The sequence below is a fragment of the Spirosoma foliorum genome (assembly GCF_014117325.1).
GTDB lineage: Bacteria > Bacteroidota > Bacteroidia > Cytophagales > Spirosomataceae > Spirosoma > Spirosoma foliorum.
In genome coordinates this window covers 413,337-435,659 of the sequence record NZ_CP059732.1, presented here as the reverse complement: position 1 = coordinate 435,659, position 22,323 = coordinate 413,337, and the positions used below count along the sequence as shown (strand labels likewise).

At 46.5% G+C, this 22,323-nt stretch carries 18 protein-coding genes; 8 read left to right on the top strand and 10 right to left on the bottom strand.

What is annotated here, in order from left to right; translation table 11 throughout:
* The first annotated feature begins 1,167 nt into the window (after positions 1-1,167).
* Entirely contained in the window at positions 1,168-2,556 is a 1,389-nt protein-coding gene (locus H3H32_RS01810; protein WP_182460974.1) for a glycoside hydrolase family 88/105 protein, read from the top strand.
* A 262-nt stretch (positions 2,557-2,818) separates the two neighbouring features.
* Here H3H32_RS01810 and H3H32_RS01805 read toward each other — a convergent pair whose 3' ends face one another.
* From H3H32_RS01805 to H3H32_RS01785, 5 genes are all read right to left on the bottom strand, one after another.
* Positions 2,819-3,256: a nuclear transport factor 2 family protein gene (locus H3H32_RS01805; RefSeq protein ID WP_182460973.1), complete on the bottom strand. Its 438-nt coding sequence runs from the start codon at positions 3,254-3,256 to the stop codon at positions 2,819-2,821.
* Between the two features lie 153 nt (positions 3,257-3,409).
* Complete coding sequence (locus H3H32_RS01800; protein WP_182460972.1) at positions 3,410-5,827, bottom strand: TonB-dependent receptor; 2,418 nt, start codon at positions 5,825-5,827, stop codon at positions 3,410-3,412.
* Between the two features lie 261 nt (positions 5,828-6,088).
* Positions 6,089-6,673, bottom strand: a complete 585-nt coding sequence (locus tag H3H32_RS01795) for a LutC/YkgG family protein (RefSeq protein ID WP_182460971.1) — start codon at positions 6,671-6,673, stop codon at positions 6,089-6,091.
* Positions 6,670-8,046: a lactate utilization protein B gene (locus H3H32_RS01790; RefSeq protein WP_182460970.1), complete on the bottom strand. Its 1,377-nt coding sequence runs from the start codon at positions 8,044-8,046 to the stop codon at positions 6,670-6,672. The genes H3H32_RS01795 and H3H32_RS01790 overlap by 4 nt, the downstream gene beginning before the upstream one ends.
* 130 nt (positions 8,047-8,176) lie before the next feature.
* Complete coding sequence (locus H3H32_RS01785; RefSeq protein ID WP_182460969.1) at positions 8,177-8,911, bottom strand: (Fe-S)-binding protein; 735 nt, start codon at positions 8,909-8,911, stop codon at positions 8,177-8,179.
* Between the two features lie 643 nt (positions 8,912-9,554).
* Between H3H32_RS01785 and H3H32_RS01780 the strand changes: the two genes are divergently transcribed.
* Positions 9,555-10,649 carry a GntR family transcriptional regulator gene (locus H3H32_RS01780; protein WP_182460968.1) on the top strand — a complete coding sequence of 365 codons (1,095 nt, stop codon included), beginning with the start codon at positions 9,555-9,557 and terminating at the stop codon, positions 10,647-10,649.
* Positions 10,650-10,728: 79 nt separating this feature from the next.
* Here H3H32_RS01780 and H3H32_RS01775 read toward each other — a convergent pair whose 3' ends face one another.
* Both H3H32_RS01775 and H3H32_RS01770 read right to left on the bottom strand, forming a co-directional pair.
* Positions 10,729-11,181 carry a RidA family protein gene (locus tag H3H32_RS01775; RefSeq protein WP_182460967.1) on the bottom strand — a complete coding sequence of 151 codons (453 nt, stop codon included), beginning with the start codon at positions 11,179-11,181 and terminating at the stop codon, positions 10,729-10,731.
* A gap of 45 nt (positions 11,182-11,226) precedes the next feature.
* Positions 11,227-12,501, bottom strand: a complete 1,275-nt coding sequence (locus H3H32_RS01770; protein ID WP_182460966.1) for a M20/M25/M40 family metallo-hydrolase — start codon at positions 12,499-12,501, stop codon at positions 11,227-11,229.
* 222 nt (positions 12,502-12,723) lie between these two features.
* Here H3H32_RS01770 and H3H32_RS01765 point away from each other — a divergent pair, with 222 nt between their 5' ends.
* From H3H32_RS01765 to H3H32_RS01740, 6 genes are all read left to right on the top strand, one after another.
* Positions 12,724-14,271 carry a S10 family peptidase gene (locus H3H32_RS01765; RefSeq protein ID WP_182460965.1) on the top strand — a complete coding sequence of 516 codons (1,548 nt, stop codon included), beginning with the start codon at positions 12,724-12,726 and terminating at the stop codon, positions 14,269-14,271.
* Positions 14,272-14,399: 128 nt separating this feature from the next.
* The gene (locus H3H32_RS01760) at positions 14,400-14,603 is read left to right on the top strand and encodes a hypothetical protein (protein WP_182460964.1); all 204 of its coding nucleotides are present in this window, start codon (positions 14,400-14,402) and stop codon (positions 14,601-14,603) included.
* A 131-nt stretch (positions 14,604-14,734) separates the two neighbouring features.
* A complete protein-coding gene (locus H3H32_RS01755; RefSeq protein ID WP_182460963.1) occupies positions 14,735-15,877 on the top strand; it encodes an amidohydrolase in 1,143 nt (380 codons plus the stop codon).
* Positions 15,878-15,950: 73 nt separating this feature from the next.
* The gene (locus tag H3H32_RS01750; RefSeq protein ID WP_182464210.1) at positions 15,951-16,961 is read left to right on the top strand and encodes an oxygenase MpaB family protein; all 1,011 of its coding nucleotides are present in this window, start codon (positions 15,951-15,953) and stop codon (positions 16,959-16,961) included.
* Positions 16,962-17,079: 118 nt separating this feature from the next.
* Positions 17,080-18,471 (top strand): tRNA uridine-5-carboxymethylaminomethyl(34) synthesis GTPase MnmE, encoded by a 1,392-nt coding sequence (gene mnmE, locus H3H32_RS01745; RefSeq protein WP_182460962.1) that lies wholly within the window; start codon positions 17,080-17,082, stop codon positions 18,469-18,471.
* Positions 18,472-19,151: 680 nt separating this feature from the next.
* Complete coding sequence (locus H3H32_RS01740) at positions 19,152-20,009, top strand: glycosyltransferase family 2 protein (RefSeq protein ID WP_182460961.1); 858 nt, start codon at positions 19,152-19,154, stop codon at positions 20,007-20,009.
* Between the two features lie 149 nt (positions 20,010-20,158).
* Here the strand turns inward: H3H32_RS01740 and H3H32_RS01735 are convergent, their stop codons facing one another.
* From H3H32_RS01735 to H3H32_RS01725, 3 genes are read right to left on the bottom strand one after another with little or no spacing between them, the layout of a single operon-like run.
* Complete coding sequence (locus H3H32_RS01735) at positions 20,159-20,833, bottom strand: response regulator transcription factor (protein WP_182460960.1); 675 nt, start codon at positions 20,831-20,833, stop codon at positions 20,159-20,161.
* A complete protein-coding gene (locus H3H32_RS01730; protein WP_182460959.1) occupies positions 20,830-21,633 on the bottom strand; it encodes a sensor histidine kinase in 804 nt (267 codons plus the stop codon). The genes H3H32_RS01735 and H3H32_RS01730 overlap by 4 nt, the downstream gene beginning before the upstream one ends.
* Complete coding sequence (locus H3H32_RS01725) at positions 21,609-22,259, bottom strand: hypothetical protein (protein ID WP_182460958.1); 651 nt, start codon at positions 22,257-22,259, stop codon at positions 21,609-21,611. Before H3H32_RS01725 ends, H3H32_RS01730 begins: the two co-directional genes overlap by 25 nt.
* Positions 22,260-22,323: the final 64 nt, after the last annotated feature.

The following is a 22,323-nucleotide window of genomic DNA, read 5'->3' as shown; positions in this document are numbered from 1 at the left end:
GCTTATAAAATTATTTAGTGATTGTCGAAAGTAATTAATTCATTAAAATCTCCTTATCTTGCGCCCTCAACCTAAAACCACACGATTTCCATTTCATTTTATTTAATCTATTTATATGATTAAATAAATTATCAGGATGGAAATTAAACTTCTTGATGAGGTAAGTGTCATACACCATATCACCTCTCTTCGGCAGATTCAAAAATGGATAAGAAATTACTGATAGTGCTAGTTATAATAGGAGCAATAACTGCGTTTATCGGCTTTTTTATTGTCTTGTTTGACTGGATACAAGCTTACACCAGCGGAATTTACAGCGTCAACTCTATCGAAGGATTTTTAAAAACTGCCGCTTTGCTCGTTTACGTTTATTTTGGCATTCGATTTTTCAATCGGCACTTCAGTTCGTTACCCTAAATACCTTTTACAAATTGCATTTCCAGAAACCTATCTCTCTTTAATCGCTTTTTGGAGACAAACTTGTGCGCTATTTTTCGGTCACTTTTTTACCATGAGCCAGAAAATAGAGCGCTCATTGCTAAGCAGTTTACAAGTCTTTTTTACAGTAGTTGCTTAATTTCCTCTTCGACAAGTTCCAGTATATAATCTGTTCTATTTCGGTACAAGTAGGTCGACTAAAATACAGTAGATTATTTTTTGTCCTGCTGAGGAAGGAAGCATCTTTGGTAGCCGGATAAATAGCCTCACCCGAAGATGCTTCCTTCCTCAGCAGGACAAAAACGCCTTTTCAAAATAACTTAAGCTATTTATACTTGAGTACGTATAGTCGATAAATTTTCGCTCATAAATATCGGGTAAACCACCCCTATTTAATCAGCTTTTTATTCGATAAAGGCCTGATATATATTCAGTTTTGATAAGCTCCAGCACTTTATTGAAATTTTGTAATGACCTTACGTAAAGGCCGTTATATTCATCACTAGGGTCGCTAAGATTGCTCTTAACTCTATTTTTCGGCTAAACCTATCGACCGATTTAACTCCTTGGCGCATTAACAGGCAATAAGGCCTGCAAGAATAAACTCACGCAGGGGAGAGCCTGATAGAAAACAAGCAAAGATTTGTAATATTTGGGGTATTCAGCTACTAAATATGTCTATTTATAGAGTGACACCGTTGCTCACTAACCAAATTCCAAACCTGTTTTATGTCTGTTTTCAGTCCAATTGTCTCTTTTACTAGCCGAAGTCTAGGGCTGTTACTGATTGGGGTAACTGTCGGCACCCCCCTTTATGCCCAACAAGGTGCTCCTAAAGCCAACGATTCAACCACTCCGCTGCACTTACTGCAACCTGATTATCCAGTTCCCTATGGGCAACCTAAAATTGACGAGGTAACAGGGGTATTACGCCGAATCTATACCTATCTGGACGCAAATACTCCGACCCAGCTCATTGATAAAGAGACGAAAAAAGACATTCCTACAGGCGGACCATTCAACCCAAATGCTATTTTCAAACCGGGCGACTTCCGGCTAATTAGCTATGAATGGGGTGTCACCTATGCCGCCATGTTACAGGCAAGTGAAGCTACTGGCGACCCTCGTTATGCCGATTACACCCATAAACGGCTTCAGTTTATAACGGAACAGGTTCCTTATTTCCGAAATCAGGTAACGGCCGATCCTAAAGCAAATACGCCAATGCGATCGGTACTGGCCCCTCATGCGCTGGATGATGCTGGTGCTATGTGCGCAGCCATGATTAAAGCGAGTCGGACGGGAGCAGTTAAGGCCGACATGCGCCCCTTAATTGACAACTACATCAATTACATACAAACGAAAGAGTTCCGCCTGACCGATGGCACTTTGGCCCGTAATCGTCCGCAGCCCAACACCCTTTGGCTCGATGATTTGTTTATGAGCGTCCCGGCGCTGGCACAAATGGGCAAACTAACCGGCGACAAAAAGTATTACGACGAAGCCGTAAAGCAGGTTACGCAATTCGCCAAACGCATGTTCAATCCGCAAAAAGGTTTGTATATGCATGGTTGGGTAGAGGGCATGGCTGTGCACCCCGAGTTTCACTGGGGACGTGCGAATGGATGGGGCATTTTGACGGCGGTGGAGTTACTGGATGTTCTTCCCGAAAATCATCCTGGTCGGCCAGCCATTCTTGACTTATTAAAAGCACATGCCAAAGGGTTAGCCGCTCAACAATCAGGATCAGGATTTTGGCACCAGTTGCTCGACCGGAACGATTCGTATCTGGAAACATCAGCTACGGCCATTTACGTTTACTGTTTTGCCCGGGCAATTAACCGGGGTTGGCTCGATCCCCTGGCTTACGCTCCAGCAACATTACTGGGCTGGAATGCAGTTGCTACCAAAGTTACACAAGCGGGTCAGGTTGAAGGCGTTTGCGTAGGAACTGGTATGGGATTCGATCCAGCGTTCTACTACCATCGGCCTATCAACCCTTACGCAGCGCATGGATATGGCCCTGCGCTATTAGCCGGGTCCGAAGTGATAAACATGATCAAAAAGCACACCTTTGAGATCAACGATAGTTCGCTGCAATTGACTCAGAAAAAATAAATAGCGATTTATGAAAACGGGTATCGTAGCGTAAATACAGCGCACAAAAAAAGGTGGCCAATAATTGGCCACCTTTTTTGTGCGCTGTATAAAAACACTTAATCTCACTAAACTATAGCTATTTGAAAATCAGGCAGGTGAGTTCAGGAGAGTTTGACTAATAAAACGCACTTCTTTTGTACAATACGTTTTATCATAGGTTTGTTATCGGATAAGCCCATCAGACATCTGATGGGCTTATTTTGTTTACCAGCAAGTTAAATTAGATTTTTACTGCTTGTCGGGCCAACAATTTCCAGGTTCCTTTCTGCTTAATCCACACCTGGAGCACGCTCAATTTTGCCTGTCCTGGTTTACCACCATCGAGCGTTTCGCCCATCAATTTATGGCGCACAAGAGCCGTGTTATCGACTACCGTTACTGTTTGATCGGTAAGTTCGATACTTACGAAATCGGATGTACCACTTGTAAACGCTTCGACAAATGCAGTTTTAGCTTCGATTTTACCGTTCGAGTGCCCATAACTTAGGTCATCAGCAGCAAGTGCTTCCAGTTTAGCTTTATCTGGAGAGATCATCTGTAAACGAAGCGCTTCAACCGCCTGGGCAACAGCAGCTTGGTCTTTACTCTGGGCAAAACTATTTGTGGCAACAGTTAATAAACTGGAAAAAAGAAGAAGGGTAAATGCAACACTTTTCATTGACATAATTTTTTGATTTTGATCTAATTTGGTGCAGTTGCCTCAAAGGCAACCATTCTTTTAAAACGCAAAATTCGAAAAAATTACCCTAGAGTTAACGAAAAGTTATTAAACCGCACCTAGTAGTTTCTCAAAACGCCGAACCGTCCCACTTTAAAACTCACCTTCACCAGGTTCTTTCATTTTCTTTTTGGCCTGATGCAGCCGGTAGTTGAATGTCAGATTGATCTGGCGCAATCGTCCCTGTGAATTACTTTCGGTATAAAAGTTAGCCCCCTCGGTAATCGAACGATACCGACGGGAATTAAATACGTCCAGTACGTTAAGAACCAGCGTGCCGTTATTCCTGAGAATATCCTTGCTGATCGACAAGTCCAGCGTAGCAATCGCCTGCCGTGTGCCTTGCGGTGTTTTCTGTGGCGCTTCGTAATTACCCCGCATCTGGAAATCCGTATTTCGCCAGATCGTAAATCGGGAAGTCATGCGGGTAAACCAACTATAGGTATCACTCTGGTAGCTGGCGTCCAGATTACCCCCGTTTGTAATAGCCCTGAAGAAGTTGACGCTTCCATCGAGTTTCCACCATTTATAGAGCGCATACGAACCCGCAAATTCGGCTCCGTACGAGTGTTCCGTAGCGAGGTTTTCGGGGCGGGTTGTCGAAAAACCCTGGTCATTTACCCGACGAATCCGGATAATTTTCCCTGTGGTGTACCGATAATAAACCGACGAACTAATCGACCCTTTCTCCACATATTTAATATGACCAATCTCAAAGGCATCGGTGAATTCGGGGTTTAGGTCCGGATTACCGCTGAAAAAGTTACGACTGTCGCTAAACGTCATAAATGGGCTCAAATCGTTGTATTGTGGGCGACGTACCCGACGGCTGTAGCTAACTTGTAAGGCATGCTGATTCGGCAGATCGTAGGTAGCGTGTACACTCGGAAACAGGTTTGCATAACTACGAGGGTTAACGTCATTAGTTTGTTTCAACGTCGTTGTTACAGCGGTCCACTCGGCTCGTAAGCCAAGCTGATAGGAAAACTTCCGAACCTTATTTCCCACAATTCCGTAGAGCGCGTTAATCTTTTCATCATACAAAAAATCATTGGTCAGGTTAGGAAGCTGAAACCAGCTGCCATCGGCGTTTTGCTGAATAACGGTGTAATCGTTGGTCATATGCCGCGTGCTACTGCGAAACCCACCCTCCAGCTTACCATCTTTCTTAAATGGCCGTACATAATCAACCTGCACCAAAAATTGTTTTTCGGTTTCGTCGTTAATCGCGCGCTGCAAGGAACTAGGAATGCTCGAAGGTGTACCATCGGGCAAAACTGTTTGCTGGGCAAAATACTGATCCGATTTTTCCCAGTTGTCCAGATAGCGGACATCAGCAGTGAGTTCGTGGCCTTCGCGGGCAAAGGTCTTTTTATAACTTACCACGTATTCCGAATTAGGCTCCGTTTCGGTTTCATCCTGCGTTCGGTTGGTAATCGTTTGCAATGTGCTGGTATTCGGAATATAGTCCAGATACTGGATATCCGAAAAGCGCTTCCCTTTGCTTAGTCGCCAGGTGTAGGAAGCCGTCAAAATACTTTTTGGATTGAAAAAATAGTCGATACCAGCGCGGGCATTGTTGTTTTGCCCTTTTAGTTTGTAGGTTGAATTTTGTCGGTAAGCAAAGGTTGTATCGTTGCTGTAGAGTTCCTGGTAAAGCGAACTCCGGCCGGGCGTATTGCGGTAAGAAGCCGTATAATTAATGAAGAAGTTCAGGTTTTTTCGGCGGTAGTTCACGTTAGCGGCAGCCCCAAAATTGGCAGGATTACCCGTAATGATGTCGAAGGAGCCGTTGAATCCCTCCTTCCGCTCTTTTTTTAGAACGATATTAATGATACCACCCATACCCTCCGCTTCGTAGCGGGCCGACGGGTTCGTAATGACTTCAATCCGCTCAACCATACTCCCCTGCAACTGCTGTAACCCAGCTCCCCCTTTAAGGCTCACGAGGCCCGATGGCTTTCCATCAATCAGAATTCGAACGCTATTGCTACCACGCAAACTGACATTTCCATCGCCATCTACCGCTACTGACGGTATGTTTTTCAGAATGTCCGACGCCGTACCGCCCGCATTAGCTAAGTCTTTGCCGACGTTGAAAATTCGTTTGTCGAGGGATAACTCCATCTGACTTTTTTCGCCCTTCACAACTACTTCATCCAGTTTTTTAGAGCTGGGTTTAAGTACCGACGTGCCCAACTGCATCGCCTTATCCACCAAGTGAATGTCGGAAATGGTTTTATCCTGGTATGATAGGGCCGTTATTTTCAGAGAATAGTTTCCTGGTTTGGCCTGTAATTCAAACTTGCCGGCATCATCCGAAACAACGCCGGTCACCAACACCGAACCCTGATACAAGGCGACCGAAGCAAAAGGCACGGGCTTAGTTTCTTCATCAACAAAAGCACCCCGAAGCCAAACCGAATGTTCTGATTTACTCGACTGAGAAAAAGTTATCGTTGGGAAAAGAAAAAATAGAAGAAGGAAAAAACGTAGAGCAATTTGATGCATAGCTAAGCAGCCTGTTCTGATGAGTCCACCCGAATCAGTCAGAAATTGAAAATTAAAAGAGGATTAACCCATAAAGAAATCGACGCTGGTCATCTACCAGCGTCGATGTAATTTTTCTTTATGGCCGATGGCACAAGGCTGGAGCTTTGTGCCGACTATTCTCCAGCCTCTGGCTGGCTTAGATATAGACCTATCAAAACTGGCCAGAGGCCAGACAATAGTCGGCACAAGGCTGGAGCCTTGTGCCATAACTAGCCATCATTAAGGAAGCATATAGACAATCAGCGAGCGGGCACCATGAGCGCCAATCACCAGGCTTTGCTCAATATCGGCCGTTTTAGAAGGACCACTGATAAACGTACCAAAACCTGTGGTATCAACTTTTATTTTCTTGTACGCATCGTGCATGTTCGCCACAATTGTCGACTGCCGGATAATGATGGCCAGGTATTGCGTAATCATGGGAAGTACCCGGTGCGGCAGTTGCTTCTCATCGACCCAGATAGCGGCATTCTCAGCAACGGCAATTGGCCCTTCGATGATCGCCAAATTCACGCCAGCCAAGTCGTGTGGGTCCGTAATATCCAGACTCACATCGGCCATATGCGCCAGTTCAGGACAAGTCGTTGCGATGTTTGTGAAGTTGGGATAATACTCTTTTAGATGAGTTTCAATGGCTTTATAATCGGGGACGACAACCGGCATACCACCAACAAATGTCAGTGAATCACTGAATTGTTTCGTGAGATCAGGATACGTAGTGGTAAACGTAAATTGCTCAGGCAGTGGTAGTATCGATGGCTGGTTAGCCTGAATACTGGCCAGAATTTTTTCGCGAGTGGTCATGCTTTTTTGTTATTAATGTACCAGTCGCGGAAACTCTCTGCCGGTGGCTCGGGCATTTCGCGCTGATTATACCACGGATTGAACCGGTTTTCGACCGTAACAGGGGCAAATCGTAAGACGCCCCGGCCAACCTTACCGGCCATCCGATACAGTCGGGGTGACTCCAGTACAGTAGCCATTGCTTTCATCGACACGGTTTTTGCTGCCGGACCATATCCTTCCTGCATCAACACCTGACGCCATTTATAGAGCTGGTCGTGAATATCAATCTTAACTGGACACACATTCGAACACGATCCGCAGAGCGTAGACGCAAACGGCAGATCAGCGTTTTGTTTCATATCCAGATTCGGGGCCAGAATAGAACCAATTGGTCCGGCAACAGCACTATGGTAGCTGTGCCCACCCGACCGCCGATAAACCGGGCAGGTATTCATACAGGCCGCACACCGAATGCACTTGAGCGAATTCCGAAAATCGGGGCGCCCTAACTGACGACTACGTCCGTTATCGACAATCACAATGTGCATTTCCTGACCGGGTCTTGGTTTGTGGAAATGGCTCGAAAAGGTCGTAATGGGCTGTCCTGTTGCCGATCGGGCCAGCAAACGCAGGAACACCCCCAGGTGCTCGGCTCGGGGAATGATTTTTTCAAAACCCATAGCTGCAATGTGCACATCGGCTAGGTGAGCACCCATATCGGCGTTACCTTCATTGGTACACACCACAAAACCGCCCGTTTCAGCAATAGCAAAGTTGACACCTGTAAGGGCAACTTTACGCGTCAGAAACGTATCTCGTAGGTGCTGACGAGCGGCTTCGGTAAGGTACTGAGGGTCTGTCGCTCCTTTTTCGGTACCCAAATGTTCATGAAAAGTATCCCCAACATCGGCCTTGGTGAGGTGAATGGCGGGCATAACAATATGCGAAGGTGGCTCCTTCCGCATTTGCACAATACGTTCACCTAAATCACTGTCAATCACCTCAATACCGTGCTTTGTCAGGTAATCATTGAGATGGCACTCTTCGGTCAGCATCGACTTCGACTTGACCATTCGGGTGGCCCCCGCCTTTTGTATCAATCCATGAATGATCGCATTGTGCTCAGCACCATCGGCTGCCCAGTGCACCGTAATGCCATTGCGTTTGGCATTTTCCTCAAACTGCACCAGTAAATCGTGCATGTTCGACAACACATGATTTTTTATTTGCGAAGCGGCCTCACGCAATTGCTCCCACTCGGGTATCTGGGCTACCGCGCGGTCACGTTTCGTACGTACAAACCAAAGCGTTTCGTCGTGCCAGTTAACTCTTGGTTCGTTTTTATTGAACTCAATAGCGGCATGAGCGTGATCTAAAGTTGGCTGGTTCATAGAGGTTAATTTCTTTAGCTTGGTTTACAGTTCACGGTATTTAGTTTACGGTGGCTAAGCAAATCGGCGGATTGACGCGGGCTATTTATGCGTCAGCCAACCGACAACCGAATACTATAAACCATAAACATCAAATCGTAGCCGTTAGGATTTCTGCGATATGTTTGACCTGTACATTTGAGTTGGCCCGTTTCAGGATGCCTTCGAGATGCATCAGGCACGACACATCGACCCCCGTAATGTAGTGAACGCCGTGGCGAAGATGATCAGCCACCCGATCCTTACCCATTTTGGCGGATACGGCTTCTTCGGTTACGCAGAACGTTCCACCAAACCCGCAGCATTCGTCACGCCGGTCGAGTTGAATTAACTCCAGATCTTTTACCAGATTGAGCAGCTGTACGGGCTTAGAATAAGGCGGAGCCACCAGCTCCGACATTTGGGCTAAATGCAACCCACGCTGACCGTGGCAACTCTGGTGCAACCCAACTTTATACGGAAACGTGGCTTCTAATGACGAGATTTTCAGTACATCAGTCAGAAATTCGGTAAGTTCATAGATTCGTGAACGGATCTCTGTAGCTGCCGTTTCATTGGTTCCGTGTAAATGATGCTTGATATGCAGGGTACAACTTCCTGAGGGCGAAACAATGTAATCATAGCCCGCAAAGTTGCTCACGAAATTGTCGTTACAACCTCCCGTCAGATGCTCGTAACCCGAGTTTGCCATCGGCTGGCCGCAACAGGTTTGTTGTAATGGATAGTCAACATCGCAACCTACTTTTTCCAGTAATTTCAGCGTAGCGATGGCTACTTTTGGGTAAAACTGGTCAATGTAACAGGGAATAAATAAGCCAACTTTCATAGACAATTTAGGCTAACTGCATGCCTTGTTGAGTGAGTTCATCGGAGCCTGTATCACCAATCGGGACTTTCGGGTTGTTCCGCCCCAATGGAAGACAAGACTTCTTACAAAAGTAGGGCCTTTCTTAAACCTAACCTTTCCTGTACTCTCCTATAAACCGATTAATATTCAATAAAAGCTACCTATAATCGAATTGTACTTACACAATTCCAGATGGAATGACATACTACCTGGAACTGTCATCGGCTAATGATAATTCATAGCCTACTCTAGCGGACTAAAATCCACCTGATGCCAAAACCGGAAACGTATATAAATTCTTAGCTTTACGACTCCAACCGCTTCCCCTAAAGTGACCCACTTTGCCCTGTTTCACTTTGATAAATACAAAATTTCACCTTTCCGTTTATGGGATAACTTGCCTGGCAACCTATGCTGTTTACTATTAACGAAGTTACTTCTTACAACTAAATTGGATAAGCCTACGTTTTGATAACGTTACCGGAAACGTTTGCATAGAAATAATCAGATATTTTCTTCTTTATATCTAGTATTTTTCAGAAGATTATAGCCTATTTCAGTCAGGGTTAAGGTTAACTATTACAAGGGTTATCATCGAATAATCCAGAAAATATGAAAAATTATGATAGCGAAACTTCCTTCTCCGGTTCAGGGTCGCCGACAAGCATACGGATTTGTCGATGTGGATTGCAGCCCGTCAGTTCCGCTGTATAAACTTCAGTTCAATCCGAAAGACAAGACGCCCAAGTACAAACAGATCGTCCAATCGGTAATCACCGATATTGAGCGGGGTGTTTTAAAAAATAATGAGCAGCTTCCCTCTATAAGTGAGTTAAGCGTTGAATATTATCTGGCTCGGGATACAGTCGAAAAAGCTTACCGGGAACTTCGGGAACAGGGCTACATTACATCGGTGCAGGGTAAGGGGTATTATGTACAGGCCAGTGCAGCGCCTAAACTGAAAATTCTCCTTATTTTCAATAAGCTTAGCTCATACAAGAAAATCATTTATTACTCATTCCTGAAAGCACTCGGCGATAAAGCAACGGTTGATTTGCAGATTCACCATTATAGCGCCTACCACTTTCAGCAAATTATTGAGAAGAATCTGGGAAAGTACAACTATTATGTTGTCATGCCGCACTTCACCCAGGATCTGGACAAGGCTAACTACAGGAAGGTTCTGGAGTCGATTCCGACCAACGAGCTGGTGTTGCTCGATAAAGATGTTTCGGAGTTATCGCCTGCCACATTGAGCGTTTACCAGAACTTCGACAAAGACATTTGCGAAGCCCTCGAAAACGCACAGGATTTGTTGGCCAAATACCCTCGGATGGTTCTGATTTTACCCGGCGATGGCAACCACCCAGCCGAAATTGCGCATGGGTTTCGATCCTTCTGTGTCAACTACAACAAGGAATTCTCCATTAAAGAGAACGCCATGAATGAGAATCTTCAGGCGGGTACTGCTTATGTGGTCATCGAGGAAACCGATTTGTCGGAAGTGGTCAAGAAAGTTCGCCAGTCGAACTATGAGCTGGGTCACGAAATCGGTATTATCTCGTTCAATGAAACGACACTCAAAGAGCTTCTGAACATCACCGTAATCACGACTGACTTTGAAGCGATGGGCTACACCGCAGCGTCTTTATTGCTTGACAATAAGCACATTAAAGTAAAGAATCCTTTTTACATGATCCGGCGCGAATCATTGTAATAGAGAAAATTTAGCTTTCATTTAACCACAGCGGTATAGAGCGCTGTGGTTAAATCTTATACTTGTGTAAGCGAATACCCTACTTCTTCTTCGGCATGGCGGCTGTCATGGTCATTTCGACGCTGGCCCCAAACACTAGTTTAGCCACTCCTACTGTTGTTCGGGCTGGGTAAGCACCTTCTTTAAAGTATTTTTTGTAGACGGTGTTCATCTTTGCGAAGTCGTCCATATTGCTGAGGTAAACCGTTACGCTCACCACATCGTCAAGTGAAGCGCCAGCATCTTCCAGAATACCCTTAATATTCAGAATCGTTTGTTCGGTTTCAGCCTCTATCCCACCGGCCACAACTTTGGACGTTTGTGGATCGGTACCCACTTGTCCAGATACAAACAGCAAACCATTGCTAATAACACCCATGCTGAATGGGTAAGACATCGCAGGTGCTTTACGAGGTTTCACAATTTCTTTGTGCTGCCCTACTGCCGAAAAACTGATACTAAAAACAAGCAGGGAAAGGATAAGGTACTTCATGAGTAGTATGAGGTTAGTTGATTGGATACAAGACTATGAAAAAATCTAGCGCGTTAACCGATAAATATACAGGGCTGCGCGTTGAACCAGCAAGGGAAACTCTTTGGTATTCATGGTTTCTTCGATGCTATGCGCTCCTTTACCCGATGCGCCTAACCCATCCAGGCAAGGCATGAATTCGGCCACAAACGACACATCGCCCGCGCCACGAGCACCCGGATCAAAGGCGCTTACGGGTCCAAGCCCCATGTCCTTACTGAGCTTATCAAGTTGTTTACGCAGTTCATCGTTAGCGGCAGACGGTTCCATACCCGGAATGCCATCGGTAAACGAAATGGTGGCTTTCGTCAATGGCAAGCTTTTCTCCACGATTTCCCGCATTTTGGCCCGTGCATTTTCTTTCTGTTTTTCCGTCAGGAAGCGTAAATCACCTTTCACCAGTGCCGTTCCGGCTACGATGTTCGTTTTGCCAATCGTTTCCGCTTTGGCCGTTTTGTCGTCGTAGTGTACTTCCGAACCACCCACAATCAGGCCAGGGTTGAAGGTAAGGTACTGCTCCTGACCTAGCGTCCGTCGAAACTCATTCAGAATCCGAACGGCTTCATAGATAGCACCATAGCCCAGATCGCTGAAAATTCGGGAGGAGTGCCCCGTTCGCGCTTTTACGTTGAGTGTCCACCCGCTCGAACCCCGCCGACCAGTCGTCACGCTATTCAACCCCTGTGCCGTTTCGAAGGCTAGCGCGATGTCGCATTTCTTAGCCCGTTCGATGAAATCACGGCGACTTTCTGGTCCACCCGAGCTCTCTTCATCGCCCGTGAAATAGATGGTGATAGACGTATCGTCGAGCAATTTTTGCGCTTGTAAAGCTTTGAGCGCTGCAATAACGAGCACATCGCCCCCTTTCATATCGGCAACGCCCTGTCCCGACGCCGTCGAGTCGTTGATGAGCGTGAAGGGTTCCATAGGCAGGCTTTTTTCAAAAACGGTATCGAGATGCCCGATCAGAAATAGCTTTTTGCCTTTTTTACCCTGCCGGGTGGCCACCAAATGTCCCGCCCGATTCAGGGAGTCCGGCAAGTTGACCCACTCGGTTTTAAAACCCAGTTTATCAAATTCATCGGACATCAATTTTCCGACCTTACGTACACCTTCTTTATTAAGGGTACCGCTGTTGATATTGACGACTTTTTGCAAAAACAGATCGGTTTCGGGCATTTGTCCTATTACTCTAGCAATAACTGCCTTTTCAACGTTCGAAAGTGACTGGGCCGATACACTATAACCAGCGATCAGTAAAAGAAAGAAGATTTGTTTCATAGGTAGTTTGATTGGGCTAATGGGCTAAAATACGGAAAGTTAAAGGCCAATGAACCAACGATTTGATTAAGTACAACTTTTACTTCGTTCTGGCCTACTACGACTAAAAATGAACGAGCTTATGAGCTGCCTCCAAATACTATTTGGCTATTCTTCCTATCTTCGATTAAAAATACGTACCTCTCTGCCCGCAATTTTCGCTTAATCGCGTCAACCGACTTCATGAAACAAGCTTTCCTCCTATCGCTACTCTGTTCGTACCTAGTTATTGGTGCTCACGCACAAAAACCGGCCATTACCGAGAAACAGCAGTCCAAAGATGACAAACCGGCCTCCCTCTCGCGTACGCTCAACATTGATTCGCAGGTTACTACCAATGGTCAGGTAACCATCAAAGGCCAACGAGTACCGTACAAAGCGATTGCCGGAACTATTCCGGTCTGGGACGAAGAAGGAAAACCACTGGCCGGAGTCTTTTTCACTTACTTCGAACGCTCCGATGTGGCCGATCGAGCAGCGCGTCCGCTGGTTATTTCGTTCAATGGTGGTCCTGGTACGGCTTCGGTCTGGATGATGATTGGCTATACCGGTCCACGCATTCTGAAAGTTGATGACGAAGGCTATCCTATTCAGCCCTACGGCATCAAAGACAACCCTCACTCGATTCTGGATGTAGCGGATATCGTGTATGTCGATCCGGTTAATACTGGTTTTTCGCGCCCTGTCAATAAGGACGTTCCAGTTGCGAAACTATTCTTTGGGGTCAACGCCGACATTAAGTACCTGGCCGATTGGATCAACACGTTTGTGAGTCGTTACAATCGGTGGGCCTCTCCCAAATACCTGATTGGCGAAAGTTACGGCACCGCTCGCGTGTCAGGACTGGCTCTGGAATTGCAAAATGCGCACTGGATGTACCTCAACGGCGTCATTTTAGTATCGCCAACGGGCCTAGGTATCGAGCGCGATGGACCAGCACAGGGCGCGCTGAAACTCCCTTATTTTGCGGCAACAGCCTGGTATCATAAAGCCTTACCTGCCGATTTGCAAAAGAAGGATCTGACCGACATGCTCCCCGAGGTGGAAAACTTTGCCATTCAGGAATATCTGCCAGCGTTGGCATTAGGCGGCTCCCTAAGCGACCAGAAACGGAAGGAAATAGTTGCCAAAGTAGCTCGTTATTCTGGCTTGTCGGAAACGGCTGTGATGCAGCAGAATCTGGACATTCCCACCAATTTCTTCTGGAAAGAGCTACTTCGAAGCAAAAGCCAGACTGTTGGGCGACTAGACTCCCGTTATTTGGGAATTGACACCAAAGACGCCGGTGTTGCCCCCGATTATAATTCCGAGCTGACCTCCTGGTTGCATTCATTTACGCCTGCTATCAACATGTTTATGCGGGAAGAACTCAACTACAAAACCGACCTGAAGTACTACATGTTTGGCCCTACGTTTCCCTGGGACAATACGAATAACCATACCGGAGAAAGTTTGCGTCAGGCAATGGCTCAAAATCCGTACCTGCATCTATTGGTGCAATCAGGCTACTACGACGGAGCCTGCGATTATTTCAATGCGAAATACAATCTATGGCAAATGGACGCTGGTGGCAAGCTGAAAGATCGGATGGAGTGGGAAGGCTATCGGAGCGGGCACATGATGTACCTTCGCAAAGAAGATCTGGCCACCAGTAACGAACGACTTCGGAAATTCATCCAGAAAAGTACACCCAAAAACAGCGAGCCAGCGAAGTATTCGGGCAGTCGGTGAAAACTGGCGCGGGTATTTACCCGTGCCTTTGAATGAAGTCAGTATTTACTGACGCAAGCGAATGCTTGTTATATAAGTAGGCACGGGCTCAAGCCCGCGCCAGTATGTTCTAGTCAACCATTCATCTCATGGCGAAATTCAAGAAAATAGTAGTTGGCATCCTGATGATGATCGTTTGGGGTGTTCTGTTCGCGATGGTGATCCCCATGAAAAGTCTTCGTGGACAAGTGGTAACTGTACTTATTTGTCTTATAATCAATAGTATTCTGGCAGCTTATTACAGCTGCATTGATCGCCGACCAGCCAGCTTTCGGGAATGGCTTAAGATGTGACACACGGGCGCGGGTATATACCGCTCGGGCGGCCCCGCCGTGCCCACCTATATAGCAAGCATTCGCTTGCGTCAGTAAATACTGACTTCATTCAAAGGCACGGGCCCAAGCCCGCGCCAGAACTCCTAAAAATGACTTTAGATCCTAACACCTTTCGTCAATTTAGACACGAGCTTCACCGGTTTCCTGAAGTTTCAGGGCAGGAAATTGAGACTCAGAAACGAATAAACGCATTCGTCAGCCAGTTTAATCCGGTAACAATTACTGAAGTTGGTGGCACAGGTTTATTGCTTCAATATGGTCAGGGAGATACCGGGCCAGTCACCTTAATTCGGGCCGATATTGATGCCCTCCCCATTCAGGAAGTAAATGCATTTGCTCATAAATCGAAATATGAAGGCGTTTCGCACAAGTGCGGACACGATGGGCACGCGGCTATTCTTGCCCGTTTAGCGTCTTTATTAGCCGAAAACCCGGTTTCGGACGGTCGGGTATATTTGCTGTTTCAACCCGCCGAAGAAACGGGCAAAGGTGCCGAAGCCGTCCTGCGAGACCCCAATTTTGCGGCCATTCATCCCGACAGAGCGTTTGCCCTCCATAATTTACCGGGATTTACAGTAGGGAGTATTGTATGCAAACCCGGTTCGTTTACATCGTCAGTGCTTAGCATCATCGTCACGTTTACGGGCAAAGTTTCGCACTCCGCCGAACCCGAAAAAGGGCTTAATCCAGCCTATGTGATGGCGGATTTTATGTTGCGCACGAAACAGATACAGCACCCAGAGCCACAATCGGATGATTTCGCGTTGATAACCCCGATTTACACCACGATGGGTGAGAAATCTTATGGTATATCGGCAGGTTATGGCGAAGTTCATCTAACACTCAGAACCCGAAACGCCAAAAGGATGGATGTCTTAACTGCTCAGCTACAGACTTTACTCGCTGAGCTTTCAACAGCGAGCGGTATCGATATACAAACGAGCTATACTGAAGCGTTCGTGGCCAACGAAAATGATATGGAGGCTTATAACCTGATCAGGCAAAGCGCTCAGGCACTGGGATATGACTTTATCGAAAAAACGGAGCCATTCAAATGGGGGGAAGATTTCGGTTTGTTTACCCAACATTATCCCGGAGCCATGTTTGGCATTGGCAATGGTGAAGACTCCCCCGCCCTGCACAACGACGACTACGATTTCAACGACAGCCTGATTGAACCAGCCGCCCAGTTATTCCTGACATTGGTGCATCAACTGCATGGCTCAGCATAGCCAATCAATTGCCAGTCAAACCAATTGCTTACACCCAACGTTTACAAAGTCTACAGGTGTATTCAAGATTCCGATGCCAGTTCTTATCAAGCCAACCCGTTCATTTTCCGACAACTTGCTCCAGCCGTATAGGCAGCAAGGCGACTCTCCTGCCGACGCTGCTATTGCAGCTGTGGTAGAGGCAAACGGTCCCACAGGATTACGGTCGCTGATGGCGTGGCTAGCCGATACAACGGACTTTTCAACCGCGAACCAGCATCAGGTTGTTCAGGCCTTTTTTGTGGATCAGGCCCAGCTGCCCAGTTGGGCGAATCCAGATCGGATGCAACGGGGCATGGCCTTTTTTGAAAAACATGCTCAACAAATTGGCCTTGTGCTGGGCTTCTTTTCACTACCCTTCTCCTATCTCGGTGCTCATGGCGCCCAGGTGTTATGGTTGACCGAGCGCATTAAAAACGATACAACCCGTCGATTACAGGAAACCGGCGAATGGGTATTTGGTGTCAATGATTCAAAGGAGTGGAAAGCCGGAAAGGCCATTGACCGAATCCTTAAAATCCGCCTGATTCATGCCGGGGTGCGCTGGTTTGCGATCCATTCTAAAAAATGGAACACAGACTGGGGATATCCTGTCAATCAGGAAGATATGGCTGGCACGAACCTAACCTTTTCCTACGTTGTCCTGTTGGGCCTACGTAAATTGGGGATAGTCGTTAGTGAGCAGGAAGAAGAAGATTATCTGCACCACATTAACGTGGTAAATTATCTCAATGGAGTAGCGGAAGAACTTCTACCTAGGAATCTTCGGGAAGCGTACACCCTTAGTCACGCTATTGGCCGACGTCAGTTCGCCCCTTCCGAAGCAGGTATCGGGCTTACCCGTTCGTTACTGGATGCCATTGCCGAACAACTCGCGCAACATCAAAAAGGCCGACCTGAAACGATTCGGAACCTCGTGGCCGGTGAAATGCGTTTCTTCCTGGGCGACGCTTATGCCGACTGGCTTGAAATTCCAGCGGTACCCGTCGAAAAACGACTGGCTGGACTGCTGAATCAGTTACCCATTTTTCCAAAAACGGTATAAGGTATTCAGTTTGTGGTTTACGGTTAGCTGGCGGATCAACTAGCCTATCAGCCGTTCTATCGTAGCAACGGGCTGCCGTAAACCAAATACCGTAAACCATAAACCAGATACTACAAACTTGTTTCAATTAGATCCCATTGCCGCCCTTGCTACTGCGCCGGGCATTGGTGCCATTGCCGTTATTCGTGTATCGGGCGAAGGTGCCATTGAGCTGACCAGCCGTATGTTTCGGGGAAAAGAACTGACGCAACAAGCGAGTCACACCGCTCATTTTGGCACACTTCGGAATCGCCCCGACGAAACCGGAAACGCCAGCATCATCGACGAAGTACTAGTTACGGTTTTCCGCGCGCCGAAATCGTTTACTAAAGAAGATGTGGTTGAGATTTCGTGTCATGGATCGGAGTTTATCATTCAGCAAATTCTGCGTCGACTTACGCAGGAAGGCGCTCGCCTGGCCAAGCCGGGTGAGTTCACCCAACGTGCTTTTTTAAATGGTCAGTTCGATCTTGTCCAGGCCGAAGCTGTGGCAGATCTTATTGCGTCGGATTCGGATGCCAGTCATCGGGCAGCACTGACCCAATTGCGCGGAGGTTTCTCGAAACAACTGAAAGTACTCCGCCAGCAACTCATTGACTTTGTGGCTTTAGTAGAATTGGAGCTGGACTTTGGCGAAGAAGATGTAGAGTTTGCCCACCGCGACCGACTCCGACAACTGATGCTCGACATCCGGCGGGCACTACATCCACTAATCGATTCATTCTCAACCGGAAACGCCATAAAAAACGGTGTACCAACAGTTATTGTCGGCAAACCCAACGCAGGCAAATCGACCTTGTTAAATGCACTGCTTAACGAAGAGAAAGCCATCGTTTCCGATATTCCCGGAACCACCCGCGATGTCATCGAAGATGAACTGTTCATTGAGGGCATCCGCTTTCGGCTGATTGACACAGCCGGTTTACGGCAAGCCACCGACCGTATCGAAGCCATTGGGATTGAGCGAACGCAGCAGAAAATGCGCGATGCGGCTCTGGTTGTTTATCTGTTCGACGGAAAAAACATTGAACTCAATGAACTACAAACGGCACTTACCGAAGTACGTGAATCGGGTAAACCCTATTTACTTGTCGGGAATAAACTGGATGCGATTGACGACCATAAACGTCAGGCATTAGAGACCGTAGCTGGTGAATCTATTGTCTGGATTTCGGCAGCCAAACAAACGCATTTAGAGGAGCTAAAAGCCGCCCTTTCAGCTCGGGTTCGTACCGATGCCGCAGTACAAACAGGCAGCGCCGTGGTGACCAACGCCCGCCATTACGACCACCTCACCGCCACCGACGAGGCCCTCGCCCGCGCCATCTCAGGCCTGGATACAAACGTAACCCCCGACTGGTTAGCCATGGACCTACGCGTTGCATTACAGCATCTGGGTGAGATCACTGGCGAGATTACAACCGACGATCTATTGGAGTCTATTTTCAGTAAGTTCTGTATCGGAAAGTAACCGCATTGACTAACCATTTTGCAATAGTTTAACGTGAACACGGGCTTCGCTTTCAGCCCTAATACCCCTATGCAAACGCAGATTTCTGAAGAAAACTCATTGATCTAGTTAGTATAGTAAATGCTTTTATCAATCTATTCAATCAATGGCTAGCCGCGCGCTGACCATCCCCCGAAACCTCAATGCTTTATGTAGTTTTTGTGCTCCTCCAGTTCCTTTCATGGATATAGAGGTAGCAGTTGTGCGCTAAAGCGCCAGGAGAGCTTTTCATTATGCAACAAAAGCTGACTATGTCTGCGTAGTAGTATGTACACTGCCGGAGCGTAGATAAGACTAAAGAGACGACTTATCAGTAGTCCTAGCACTTCTTTGTATGCAATTTCAAATAATAGACAACTTGTTAGTTAATAATTTTTTAATAACTATTTGTTGACTATTCTTTTTTTGCTTTGTCTAAACAATAAATCCCAACTCACTCACCCATAATGAAAACGCCTAAAATGCCACTTCTTTACCCCTCGTCCATTAGTAATGTGGATTGTCTTATTCTATTAGGAAGAGTATTAGCTGGATTTCCATCGCCCGGCAAGCCAACTAACGTTAGACCTACGGTAACCCGCTCCCCTAACGCTCTATTTAACCTTCCTGAATTAGTTTAATAGTTTTTGCCACATTGCAAAATGAATCTTTTTTCAAATCCGAAATGGATTAATCAGTACGAATATCCATTTACTACAATAGATGAAGTCCCTCAATCTCTGTTTAATTCTATCAATCTACGGCTCGATAGTCGACTCAATACCAATCCATTAGTTTCGATAATTGTTATAGCCTACAACGAAGAAATCAATCTTCTACGTACGATCAGCACCCTTTCGAAGCTTTGTACAAAAATCCCTTTTGAAATTGTTGTCATTAACAATAACTCCACGGATAGAACTCAGGAGTTAATTGAGAAACTACACATCAGGCATTTTTTTCAACCTATTCAAGGCTGGGGACCTAGCCGACAACTCGGACAGGAGATGGCGTTGGGGAAGTACGTTTTACTTGCGGATGCGGATTGTCTATACCCGCCCAATTGGTTAGATGAAATGATGCAAAAACTGAATCAGCCAGGTGTAATCTGCGTTTATGGTCGTTATTCGTTTATTGCTACAGCAGACATCCCGCGCTGGCAATTTCAACTCTATGAATTATTAAAAGACTGTTTGACTGAGTTTCGACACTATAAACGCCCGTATCTAAATGCATATGGGCTTAGTATGGGCTATCAAAGGGATATTGGGCTAAAAGTAGGTTACGTTCAGCGGTATCTTCGAGGTGAGGATGGTCGGCTCTGCTTTGATATGATGTCCTACGGGAAGGTTGTACAAATGAAAACACGCTCGGCGCGTGTATGGACATTTCCTCGAACGCTACTACGGGATGGCTCCCTTTGGCAATGCTTAAAAATAAGAATTTACAAGGAGTTACATCAATTGTTCTCCTATTTAACTCCTCACCCACCTCATGATACCAGAAACTCGTTCAATTAAACTTGAAGCTAGACTAAAACTATGACAGGTGTAAGACCCAGCTTCTTGAAGAACGAGATGACCAGGTTGAACAGTTCGATATAATGCTAATGTCGACCTTATCTATTCGGCTTACTGCCATAGCCTAATTGACAGTGAGAACCGCTGCCTTAAAGTAAATCTGCCGGATCGAGCAAGCGATTCTTGATCGCGAATAAGACCAAGCCAGCCGTATTGCGGGCGTTTGTCTTTTCGAGGAGGTTGGCCCGATGCCCATCTACAGTCCGAATACTGACGCTCAAACGTTCGGCAATTTCGGGCGCTGTAAGCTGTTTACAGATCAAATTCAGCACTTCTATCTCACGGGCAGTGAGCGTGGCGGGTAGATCATCGGTAAGCAATCGGCGGGGCTTTTTTACCAGCATCCTGTTTTTCAGGGCCGACAAAAACGCTTCGTTGAAATAAAAATCTGTTTCTACAACCGCTCGGATCGCTCGTTCGACTTCGAGCGGTTCTACGTTTTTGAACAGATACGCATTAACACCCAAGTCCATCAGGTGTGTAACAAACCGATCTTCGCCATACACCGACAGAATAATAATTTTCAACGCTGGGTAATTCTTATGAATGAGTTTGGTTGTTTCAACGCCGTTTAACTCTGGCATCGACAGATCGAGCAGGACAACATCGGGCAACGTATCGGTTGTAGCCAGCGCATCGAGCAGTATACGCCCATTGTCGGCTTCGATCGTGATCTGCATGCCGTCAAATCCATTCACAATTGCCATCATGCCCTTGCGAAATAGCACCTGATCGTCGGCAATAGCTACTCTAATCATAGTCATAGGTCACTATTAATAGGCATCACAGCCGTTACGCGCAGTCCCTGTCCGGGCTGGGTTTCAAACGTTACCGTACCCTGAAGCATCTGAGCACGGGTTTCAATATTTTTCAGTCCTAGGCTTCGCTTCTGATAAGCCTGTTCATAATCAAACCCTTTGCCGTCGTCGGTATAAAGCAATGTTAGCTGGTTGTTCTGACGATTCAAACTTAGCTGAATGTCATTGGCTTCCGCATGTTTGATAGCATTATTCAGCAGTTCCTGAACCAATCGATAAACGATCAGATTGGTACGGGCAGGCAGGTCAATTTCTGCATCAACGGTCAGTTCGATAGTTACATCGGCAAGATCCATTGCACTTTCGCACAGCCCTTCGAGCGCGTAGGTCAGACCAAGTTCGTTGAGCCCCTGCGGTAACAAATCATTCGATATACGCCGAACGCTGTCCATTGTATTATCAATAACTCCCTTAAAGCGCGTTGTCAGATCGTTGATCTCGGCAGTTGGCGGACTTGTCTGGACGAGTTGCCCTACCAGCAAACGCATGGCCGACAGAGCTGCTCCCACTTCGTCGTGAAGGTCGCGGGCCACCCGCTTTCGCTCGTCCTCTACGGCATCGAGCGTGCGGTAAACCACTTCCTGCTGGTAGTTCAATTCCATTTGTTTTACGATTAATTCCTGTTCGGAAACCCGTTTCTGATAAAACAATAAAAAACCAACCACACCCGCCACCAATAGCGAGAGAGCCAGTGCTCCACCAAAAACAAGAACATATAAGTCTACCGAAGTCTCGGGCTGAACCATAAACCTACGCCAATAAAGATGTGCATCAGTACCATCAGGAATGAATGAAGTCCGAAAATCATCAATGTAAGCGCTCGATTTGAATCTGTAATGACGGCATTGCTCAAAATGAGAAAAAACAGGCTCCCGGCAAAATAGAGCAGGAATCCTGTATTGATCCAGAACACGGGATTTTTATCGAGCCGTTTGGCCGATAGTTCCGTTAGTATTTTATAAAAACAAAACAAAGCCATTGCCATCACCAGCAAAGCCTCTAACCCACGGGCATAGGTATTGTAGCGATTGAGCGGTTGCAGCAGCAGGCTGTTCAGAATAGCAAATCCGGTAAAGCCCACCATGAGTACAGGAACCAGCCAGCGCGGGTAAAACTGGCCGAAAAAGCTTCGGTAAAAGAGGGCAATCAGGTTAAATTCGAGAATGGTGTACACATGCAGAATGTGCAGATTTCGAATATTCAATTCGGCCGTTATCAGCGAAACAATCTCTCCCAAAGCCGCAAGGCCGACAAACCAACCAACATAGCGAAGGCAATCGATGAGATAACGCCTTCTGATAAGGGCAATAATGACAGAAAATAGCAGGAAGTAAGACCCGTTGCGGAGCATCCAGTGAAAAAAAACCTGCATGATCGTGATTCGTTACAAAGACTGTCTGTTCCCTAATGAATACCCATTAGCTAACAGACAGTCT